This window comes from Paraconexibacter sp. (assembly GCF_041602235.1).
GTDB lineage: Bacteria > Actinomycetota > Thermoleophilia > Solirubrobacterales > Solirubrobacteraceae > Paraconexibacter.
Window position 1 is genome coordinate 1 of record NZ_JBFIGP010000145.1, and the last position, 9,090, is coordinate 9,090.

General features: G+C 72.5%; 9 protein-coding genes and 1 riboswitch. Of the genes, 2 read left to right on the forward strand and 7 right to left on the reverse strand.

The window, feature by feature from the left end; translation table 11 throughout:
* From ABYE80_RS12385 to glmS, 3 genes are all read right to left on the reverse strand, one after another.
* The coding region (locus ABYE80_RS12385) for an NAD(P)H-hydrate dehydratase (protein ID WP_372790595.1) at positions 1-1,440 on the reverse strand (1,440 nt) is incomplete at its 3' end.
* Complete coding sequence (locus ABYE80_RS12390) at positions 1,437-1,802, reverse strand: holo-ACP synthase (protein WP_372790596.1); 366 nt, start codon at positions 1,800-1,802, stop codon at positions 1,437-1,439. The genes ABYE80_RS12390 and ABYE80_RS12385, both read right to left, overlap by 4 nt.
* 4 nt (positions 1,803-1,806) lie before the next feature.
* A complete protein-coding gene (gene glmS / locus ABYE80_RS12395) occupies positions 1,807-3,693 on the reverse strand; it encodes a glutamine--fructose-6-phosphate transaminase (isomerizing) (protein ID WP_372790597.1) in 1,887 nt (628 codons plus the stop codon).
* Between the two features lie 149 nt (positions 3,694-3,842).
* Between glmS and ABYE80_RS12400 the strand changes: the two genes are divergently transcribed.
* Positions 3,843-4,412, forward strand: a complete 570-nt coding sequence (locus ABYE80_RS12400; RefSeq protein WP_372790598.1) for a TetR/AcrR family transcriptional regulator — start codon at positions 3,843-3,845, stop codon at positions 4,410-4,412.
* Positions 4,413-4,417: 5 nt separating this feature from the next.
* Here the strand turns inward: ABYE80_RS12400 and glmM are convergent, their stop codons facing one another.
* From glmM to rplM, 3 genes are all read right to left on the reverse strand, one after another.
* Positions 4,418-5,734, reverse strand: coding sequence for a phosphoglucosamine mutase (gene glmM / locus ABYE80_RS12405; RefSeq protein WP_372790599.1), 1,317 nt, complete (start codon positions 5,732-5,734; stop codon positions 4,418-4,420).
* A gap of 29 nt (positions 5,735-5,763) precedes the next feature.
* The gene (gene rpsI, locus ABYE80_RS12410) at positions 5,764-6,300 is read right to left on the reverse strand and encodes a 30S ribosomal protein S9 (RefSeq protein ID WP_372790603.1); all 537 of its coding nucleotides are present in this window, start codon (positions 6,298-6,300) and stop codon (positions 5,764-5,766) included.
* Between the two features lie 224 nt (positions 6,301-6,524).
* A complete protein-coding gene (gene rplM / locus ABYE80_RS12415) occupies positions 6,525-6,962 on the reverse strand; it encodes a 50S ribosomal protein L13 (RefSeq protein ID WP_372790600.1) in 438 nt (145 codons plus the stop codon).
* A 144-nt stretch (positions 6,963-7,106) separates the two neighbouring features.
* A riboswitch (cyclic di-AMP (ydaO/yuaA leader) is annotated at positions 7,107-7,268 on the forward strand.
* Between the two features lie 184 nt (positions 7,269-7,452).
* Between rplM and ABYE80_RS12420 the strand changes: the two genes are divergently transcribed.
* Positions 7,453-8,457: a M23 family metallopeptidase gene (locus ABYE80_RS12420; RefSeq protein WP_372790601.1), complete on the forward strand. Its 1,005-nt coding sequence runs from the start codon at positions 7,453-7,455 to the stop codon at positions 8,455-8,457.
* A gap of 20 nt (positions 8,458-8,477) precedes the next feature.
* Here ABYE80_RS12420 and ABYE80_RS12425 read toward each other — a convergent pair.
* Positions 8,478-9,090 (reverse strand): hypothetical protein (locus tag ABYE80_RS12425; RefSeq protein WP_372790602.1); only part of this gene is annotated, 613 nt, incomplete at its 5' end.

The window sequence follows — 9,090 nt, forward strand, 5'->3', positions numbered from 1 at the left end:
GACGCCGGCGCGGAGGTGCAGCTGCACCCCCGTGCACGCGGCCGTGAACGGGTCGAGGTCCTTCGCCAGGAGGGCCGCGACGACGCCGGAGAGCACGTCTCCCGTTCCCGCGGTCGCGAGCCCCGGGGCACCGCCCTGACTTACGGCGACCCGCCCGTCGGGTGCCGCGATCAGCGTGTCGTCGCCCTTGAGGACCACGACGGCCCCGGCGGCTGCGGCAGCGCTCCGGGCGTGCGCCAGGCGAGCGGCGCCGACAGCCTCGCTGGTCGTGTCCAGGAGCCGCGCGAGCTCGCCGGCGTGGGGCGTCAGGACGGTGGGTCCCTTGCGGGACGCCAGGCTCTCGATGCGTCCCGCGTGCGCGTTCAGTCCGTCGGCGTCGAGCACCAGCGGGTTCTCCACCACCGCGGCGAGCGCACGGGCGAACGTCCGGGCGGTGGGAGCGGCGCCCAGTCCCGGCCCGAGCACCACCGCCCCGCCGCGCTGTGCCGCACGCTCGGCGACGATCGCGGCCCCGTCGGCGACGAGCGCGCCATCGCTGTGCGGGAGGCCGACGGTCATCACCTCCAGCAGACGGGTCTCGAAGATGCCCTCCAGCGAGGCCGGGACGCAGGCGGTGACGTACCCCGCCCCCGCCCGCATGGCCGCTGTCGCGCTGAGGCACGGCGCGCCGGTGAGCCCCGGCGACCCCCCGACGACCAGGACGTGGCCGCTGCTGAACTTGGTGCTGTCGGCAGTCCGGGAGGGGATCTCGGCGATCACCCGGTCGGTCAGCAGCCCCACGTCGGCGGGCTCCACGGGTGCGCCATGGGGGATCCCGATGTCGCAGACGGCCAGGACACCGGTGTGGCGCTTCCCCGGGGAGATCCACAATCCGGGCTTGGCCGCGTGGAACGTCGCGGTGGCGACGGCCTCGATCGCCGCTCCCGCCACCTCCCCGCTGCTGGCGTCCACGCCGCTGGGCACGTCGGCCGACACGACGGGCACGCCCGACGCGCGGATCGCCTCGATCGCCTCGAGCGCGGCCCCTCGCGGGGCGCCGGTCACGCCGGTCCCGAGGATCGCGTCGACCACGAGGGTGGCGTCCCGCAGGCCCGCCTGGGTGAACGCCGCGGGCGCCGGGCCCGGGAGCAGGTCGGCGTGATGCCGCGCGTCGCCCGTCAATTCGCCGACGGGCGCCGTCGTGAGGACGACGACGTCGCGTCCCTGCTCGCGCAGCAGGCGGGCCACGACGTACCCGTCGCCGCCGTTGTTGCCCTTGCCGCAGACCACGACGATGCGCCCATCGGGGGCGACGCGCTGCACCACCGAGGTCAGCGCGGCGCCGGCCTGCTCCATGAGCACCTCCCCGGCCACCCCGACGGTGTCGATCGCCCAGGCGTCGGTGGCGCGCATCCGCGCCGCGTCGGGCAGCGGCTCGAGCCAGTCGGGCAACGGGCTCATGTGGCGGGCTCGGTCATCGCGACGGCGCCCGCCGTCCCACGGGAATGGGTCAGGCTGACCGAGACCTCCCCCACCCCGCGCGCGGCGGCGTGGGAGGCGACGTCGCCGTGCAGTCGGATGCGCGGCGGCCCGCCGTCGGCGAGCACCTCGACGTCGCGCATCGACCACCCCGCCTCGAGCTGCAGCGCCTTCGCCACCGCCTCCTTGGCCGCGAACCGCGCCGCGAGGTGCTGGCCCGGGCGGGCCTTCCCTTCGGCGTACTGGCGCTCGGCCTCGGTGAACAGGCGCGCGGCGAGGCCGGGCCGGCGCTCGAGCGCCTGCTCGACGCGATCGATCTCCACCAGGTCGATGCCGACGCCCACGGGACTACTCGACCGTGACGGTCTTGGCGAGGTTCCGCGGCTGGTCCACGTTCAGGCCGCGCAGCCGGGCGATGCGGTAGGCCAGGAGCTGCAGCGGGATGACGGCGAGCAGCGGCTGGAGCATCCAGTCGGTCTGCGGGACCCGGATGACGGATTCGCAGTGCTCGGCGATGTCCTCGTTGCCCTCGCTCGCCACGCCGATCACGTGCGCGCCACGGGCCCGCACCTCCTGCATGTTGGACACCATCTTGTCCAGGATGGGCGAATCGGTGGCGATGCAGACCACCGGGGTCGACTCGTCGAGTAGGGCGATCGGACCGTGCTTCATCTCGCCGGCGGCGTAGGCGTCGGTGGCGATGTAGCTGATCTCCTTGAGCTTGAGCGCGCCTTCCAGGGCGACGGCGCGCCCCGCGTGCCGACCGAGATACAGGAAGAAGTCGTTCGCGAAGTGCTGCGTGGCGATCGACTCGACGTCCATGGTGTCGAGCAGTTCGCGGATCATCGTCGGGAGGCGCTTGATCTCCGTCGTGAGGCGGATCAGCTCCTCTCGCGGCAGCGCGCCCCGCAGCTCGGCGAGGCGGAGGGCGAGCAGGTAGAGGACGGCCACCTGACACACGAACGTCTTCGTCGCGGCGACGGACACCTCCAGCCCGGCCCGCGTGTAGAGGACGCCGTCGCTGTCGCGGGTGGCCTGCGAGCCCATCACGTTGGTGATCGCCAGGACGTTGGCACCGCGCTCGCGCGCCAGGCGCATCGCGGCGAGCGTGTCGGCGGTCTCGCCGGACTGCGTGATGCCGATGACCAGATCGCGGGGCCCGAGGATCGGGTTGCGGTAGCGGTACTCCGACGCCACGTCCATCTCGACCGGCACCCGAGCCCATTCCTCGATCGCGTAGCGCCCGATCAGCCCCGCGTTGAAGGAGGTGCCGCAGGCGACGATGACGATCCGGTCGATGTTGGCGAGGATCGACTCGTCGAGCGCACCGACGTCGTCGAGATCGACCCCGTCGTCGCGGACGGTGCGGTCGGCGATCGTCTCGGCGACCACGTCGGACTGCTCGTAGATCTCCTTCAGCATGAAGGTCTCGTGGCCGCCCTTCTCGGCGGTCTCCTCGTCCCAGTCGATCGTCGTGATCTCCCGCTCCACCTCGGTGCCGTCCGCGGTCAGGAAGGTGACGCCGTCCGGGGTGACCACGACCAGCTCACCGTCCTCGATCACCTGGACCTCGCGGGTGTGCGACAGGAACGCGGGGATCGCGGAGGCCAGGAACGTCTCGCCCTCGCCGCGACCGAGGATCAGCGGGCACTCCTTGCGGACCGCGACGAGCGTCCCGGGGTCGTCGGCGCTCATCGCGACGAACGCGTAGTGGCCCTCGAGCTCGGCGAACGCGGCGGTGACGGCCTCGCGCAGCCCGCCGGCCGTCGCCATGTGGTGCGAGACGAGGTGCGCGATGACCTCCGCGTCGGTCTCGGACGTGAAGTGGGCGCCCGCATCGGCCAGGCGCCGCTTGAGCGCCATGTAGTTCTCGACGATGCCGTTGACCACGACGTGGACGCGGTTCTCGTTGTCGTAGTGCGGGTGCGCGTTCTGCTCGTTGACCCGGCCGTGGGTCGCCCAGCGCGTGTGGCCGATGCCGGTCGTGGAGACCGTGGTCGCGACCGCGGTTCCCGCGATCTGCTCCGGGGTGATGGCAGCCCAGGCGCCGGTCGCCTGCAGCAGGGCGGCCTCGAGGTTGTCGAGGTTGCCGACGGCCCGGACCGACTCGATGCGGTCGTCGACGACGACCGATACGCCGGCCGAGTCGTACCCGCGGTACTCGAGCCGGCGAAGTCCCTGGAGCAGGACCTCCCGGGCCTCACGGGGTCCGACGTATCCGACGATGCCGCACATGCGCTGGGTCCTTCCGGGGAACGATGGGGCTCGGGCGGGGCCGTCGGCGCGACGGTTCCGCCGGAGCGGGTTCCCGAGAGTAGTCCGTCGCCCGACGCACGTTACGGATTCTCGTACAGACGTACGATTTTTCCCGTACAGTTGTACGGATGCCGACCCCCAAGGGCAGCCGCCGTCGGGACGAGATCCTCTCCGCCGCCGTGTCCCTGCTGATCAGCGAAGGAGCGGAGGCGGTGAGCCACCGCGCCGTGGCGAGGCGCGCCGACATCGGTCTCGGCACCGTGACCTACCACTACCCGGCCGTCGACGACCTGCGCGGGGCGGCGATGCTCGCCCGTGCCGACGCGGACGTCGAGCGGATGCGGCAGGCGCGCCTGCGCGTCCCCCTGACGCGGCGCGACGCCCGTGATGCCGCCGCCCTCGTCGTGACCCTCCTGCTCCCGGAGACGCGCCTGGAGCTCATCGCCTGGTGCGAGGCCTACGTCCGCGACGCCCGCGCTCCCGGGGCCACAGACGGAGCGCGGCGCGTCCGCGGTGCCGCGCGTGCGCTCGTCAGCGACGTCCTCGGGCGGTCGGGCCGTGCCACCGCCCCGCCGGCCGATCTGGTGCTCGCCATCGTCGACGGAGCCGTGCTCGGCGCGCTCGCGGACGGCGAGGATCTCGACCGGATCCGGGCTCGCGCGACCGCCGCGCTGGCGTTCGTGCTGCACGACGGCTGACGGGCTCAGGCGCTGAGACGCTCGACGAGCGCCACCAGCCGGGCGCAGACCGCGTCCGTCTCGTCCTGCGTCGGAGCCTCGACCATCACGCGGACGAGCTGCTCCGTGCCCGAGGGGCGCACCAGCACGCGACCCCGCCCTTCGAGCCCTCGGCTCTCGGTCTCGATCGCCTCCGCGAGCTCCGCGGCCTGCATGGCCGCGTCACGGTCGACGACCGGCACGTTGACCAGCCGCTGCGGGAGCTTGACCATCGCCTGACGCTCGGCGAGATCCTCGCGTTGCAGGGACTCCAGCGTCAGCAGGGCGCTGGCGATGCCGTCACCCGACGGGACGAACCCCATGTCGATGATGTGACCGGACTGCTCCCCGCCCAGCGTCCAGCGCCGGGTCTTCAGCTCCTCCAGGACGTAGCGGTCCCCCACGCTCGTGATGGCGACCTCGACCCCCGCTTCGCGCATGGCGTTGTGGAAGCCGTAGTTGGTCATCACGGTGACCGCGACCCCGCCGCCGTCCAGCCGGCCCGTCCTGCGCAGATGGATCGCGGCCAGGGCGATCAGCTCGTCGCCGTCGACGACGCGGCCGGTCCGGTCGACGGCCAGCACCCGGTCGCCGTCCCCGTCGAAGGCGAAGCCGACGTCGTGCCCGCCGGCGACGACCTGCTCGGCGAGCGCCTCGACGTGCGTCGAGCCGCACCCGGCGTTGATGTTGCGACCGTCGGGCTCGTCGGCGAGCACCGTGACGGTGGCGCCCAGCCGACGGAAGATCTCCGGCGCCGCGCGGAAGGTCGCCCCGTTCGCGCAGTCCAGCAGGACGTCCAGCCCGTCCAGCGACAGCTCCCGGAAGCGCGAATGCAGCTCCCGGAGGTAGTCCTCCAGCGTGCCGTGCAGCGCGCGGACCCGGCCGATGACCGCGGGGGGCGCGGCCGGCACCTCGAGGCGCCGCTCTATCGCGAGCTCCGTGGCGTCGGACAGCTTCATCCCGTCCGCGCCGAAGAACTTGATGCCGTTGTCGCGGTACGGGTTGTGGGACGCGCTGATGACCGCCGCGACATCGAATCCGTAGCGGCGGATGAGCAGCGGCGCCGCCGGGGTCGGCAACACGCCGCCGAGCAGGACGTCGCCGCCCGCCGCCGTCACGCCGGCGGCCAGCGCGGCCTCCAGCATCTCGCCGGACTCCCGCGTGTCGCGGATGACCAGCACCTGGGGCCGCTCGGCGGCGGCCTCCAGGGTGACGGCTCGACCGAGCGCGAGCGCGAGCTCCGCGGTCAGCAGATCGCCGGCGACGCCACGGACGCCGTCGGTGCCGAACAGCTTGCGAGCCATGCTCGTCCGAGCCGGACCGCGCGAGGCGCCTAGCGCTTGCTGAACTGCGGACGCTTGCGGGCCTTCTTGAGGCCGGCCTTCTTGCGCTCCTTGACGCGCGCGTCACGCGTCAGGAAGCCACGGCGCTTCAGCTCGCCACGGAGGTTCGGGTCCGCCTCGAGCAGCGCGCGGGAGATCCCGTGACGCAGCGCGCCGGCCTGGGAGCTGACGCCCCCGCCGTGCATGCGGGCGACGACGTCCATCCGCGTGTCGAAGCCCACGGCCTCGAGCGGCTGACGGATGTTGCGCTGCAGCGTGTCGCGCGGGAAGAACTCGTCGAGCGTCCTGCCGTTGATCGTGTACGCGCCGGTGCCGGGCTTCAGGATCACGCGGGCGACGGCGGTCTTGCGCTTGCCGGTCGCGCGGTACCGCGCACCCTCGGCCAGCACGATCGTCGCGGCGATCGGCTGATCGTCCACGACGTCCTCGTCGTCCTCGCCCTCGGTGGTGGGCTCGTCGCCCTCCTCCGCGTAGGGGTCGGCGGGCGTGCCCTCGCCCTCGATGACGATGTCGACCTCGAGGTCCATCCCGGGGATCGCCGGCTTGACGCGCGGGGTCTCCTCCACCTCGTCGCTGTCGTCCTCGTCCTCGTCGGCCTCCGCGACCGGCTCGGACGCCGCGTCGGGCTGCGGGGCGGAACCCGTCTCGACCGGGGTCGCCTCGGCCTCGGGCTCGGCCGGAGCCTGCGCCTCGGGAGTCGCCTCGGCGGGCGTCTCCTCCGGAGCCTGGTCGTCGTTGGGCGTCTCGTCGATCATCGGGACTGCATCTCCATCGGCTGCGGCTTCTGGGCCTGGTGCGGGTGCTCCGGGCCGGCGTAGACCTTGAGCTTCGTCAACTGCTTCCGGGCCAGACGGTTCTTGGGCAGCATGCCCTTGACCGCTTTGCGGATGACCTCTTCGGGCCGCCGTTCGATCATCTCCTCGAACGTGCGCGACCGAAGGCCACCCGGGAAGCCGGAGTGGCGGTAGTACTGCTTGTCGGTGCGCTTGTTGCCGGTGACGACGATCTTCTCGGCGTTGACGACGACGACGAAGTCGCCGGTGTCGACGTGGGGTGTGAAGTCGGGCTTCCGCTTCCCGCGGAGCTGATCCGCGATCTGGGTGGCCAGCCTCCCGAGCGTCTGTCCTGAGGCGTCGACGACGACCCAGTTGCGCTCACGGGTGGCGGGATTGGCGACGTAGGTCTTCATAGCGTGAAAAGGCCACGCGAACAGGGCGCGCGGCGGCGAGGAAGCATAGAGGACGAGCGCGCTTCGCGACGTGCGCCCCCTCCACCGACCTGCGGCCGGCGCCGCCTTCCGACTCCGACCGCCGGAATGGGTAGGGTTCACGCACCTTGCCGGATGCCGAATCCGCAGCGTCGACCCGGCGCGGCGGAGCGGGGGAACCACAGGATCTCGTGATCCAGGGGCGAATCCGGGACTGATGTCCCGGTAGCGCGGAACTCGACCGCGCGAGCCCGTCAGCTCACCCCGTAGGCAGCACAACGAGGAGCTGAACACCATCCTGCGCGCACACGCCACGGCCATCGCCAGTCTTCTGGGAGCGCTCGCCCTCCCCGCCACCGCATCCGCCGCGGCCGGAGCGGGCGGGGCCTACGCCTCCGAGACCCCACGTCCGTCCAGCATCACGTGTGAGACGGCCTGCACGGGACTCGACAGCGCCGGCATCGGCAGCGTCGTGCGGATCGGCGGCGAGGCGCTCGACCGGGTCGTGGCCGTCGTGTTTCTCGGCGGACCCGGCAGCGACGACGACCGTGGCGCGAGCGTCATCGAGGCGGCTCCGGGCGCCGTCACCGCCCCGGTCCCCGACGGCGCGTCCACCGGGCCCATCCTCGTCATCAACGGCGACGGGAACGTGTCGAAGCCGACCAAGGACGCACTCACCATCTCCAGCGGCTCCGAGCTCAGCTCGCTGGGCGGGGGCGTCGAGGCCCGGGTCGACTCCCGCAGGGTGTTCTACGCCGGTCGGCGTCAGGCCCGCGTCAGCTACTTCGTCCGCGGCGACGGTCCGGTGACGGTGCGCGGCGAGATCGTCCGGCGCAGCAACGGCAAGGTGCTCCGGACCTTCGGATCCCGGACCGTCCCCGGCGGGACGGTGCAGTCGCTCGAGTGGAACGGGACCGTCGCGGGACGCGTCCCCTCCGACGGCGGCTATCTCTGGCGCATCCACGTCCAGCCGCGGGACAGCAACGCCTCCGCGCAGGCATCGCAGGCCGATGGCGTCCCCGAGTCGGTGGTGGAGGAGCGGTTCACCTTCATCCGTGACCGGTTCCCGATCAACGGGAAGCACAGCTACGGCAAGGGCGCGGGAGCCTACGGCGCAGCCCGCGGGCACGGGCGGCACCAGGGCCAGGACGTGTTCGCGCGGTGCGGCACCCCGCTGGTCGCGGCCCGCGGCGGCGTGGTGAAGTTCGCCGGGTCCCACTCGCGAGCCGGGAACTACCTGGTCATCGACCCCTCCGGGACCGGGCAGGACCACGTCTACATGCACCTGAAGGACAAGGTGACGCTGAGGAAGGGCGACCGGGTCTTCACCGGTCAGGCCATCGGTGCAGTCGGTGACACCGGCGTCGCCGACGGCTGCCACCTGCACTTCGAGCTGTGGTCCTCACCCGGCTGGTACACCGGCGGGCATTCGATCAGCCCTGTCTCGGCGCTCAAGCGCTGGGACCGCTTCAGCTGAGCTTCGCGCGGGGCGGTCCGTCACCGCTCCGAGCGCAGCCACTGCGCCAGGAACGGCTCCGTGATCCGCAGCCCCGCCTCGTCGCGGGCGACGACCTCGTCGTCCTCCAGCGCCTTCACCGCGCGCTGGACGGTGGACGCCGCCGGCAGCCCGTGGCGGCTGCGGTAGGCCTCCGCGAACGGACGCCCGGGCTCCGCCGCGAGCGCCTGCAGCACCTGGCGCTGCACCCGGCTCGCGCGCTCCCACAACAGGCTGAAGTGCGCGTGCTCCGAGCGCAGGACCTTCGTGAGCGCCCGCGTGTACTCCGCGTGGCCCGCCGTCTCGCCGCGGCGCACCTCCTGCCACAGGAAGTACGCGAGCTCCTGCGTCGCGTACGGGTGCCCTCCGGTGACGGCCAGGAGCTCGGCCAGCACGTCGTCCTCCACCTCCCGCCCCGTGCCCGCGAACCGGGCGGCGAGGAACGGCTCGAACAGCACCGCGGGGATCGGTCCGAGCTCGATCTGCTTGGCGCTGCGCCAGAACGGCTCCTGCTCGTCGCTGAACAGGCGGCGCATCATGTGCCGACGGCTGCCGAGGTACACGTGAGCGACGTCGGTCTGCTCCTGGAACACCGACCGCATGAGCCGGGGCAAC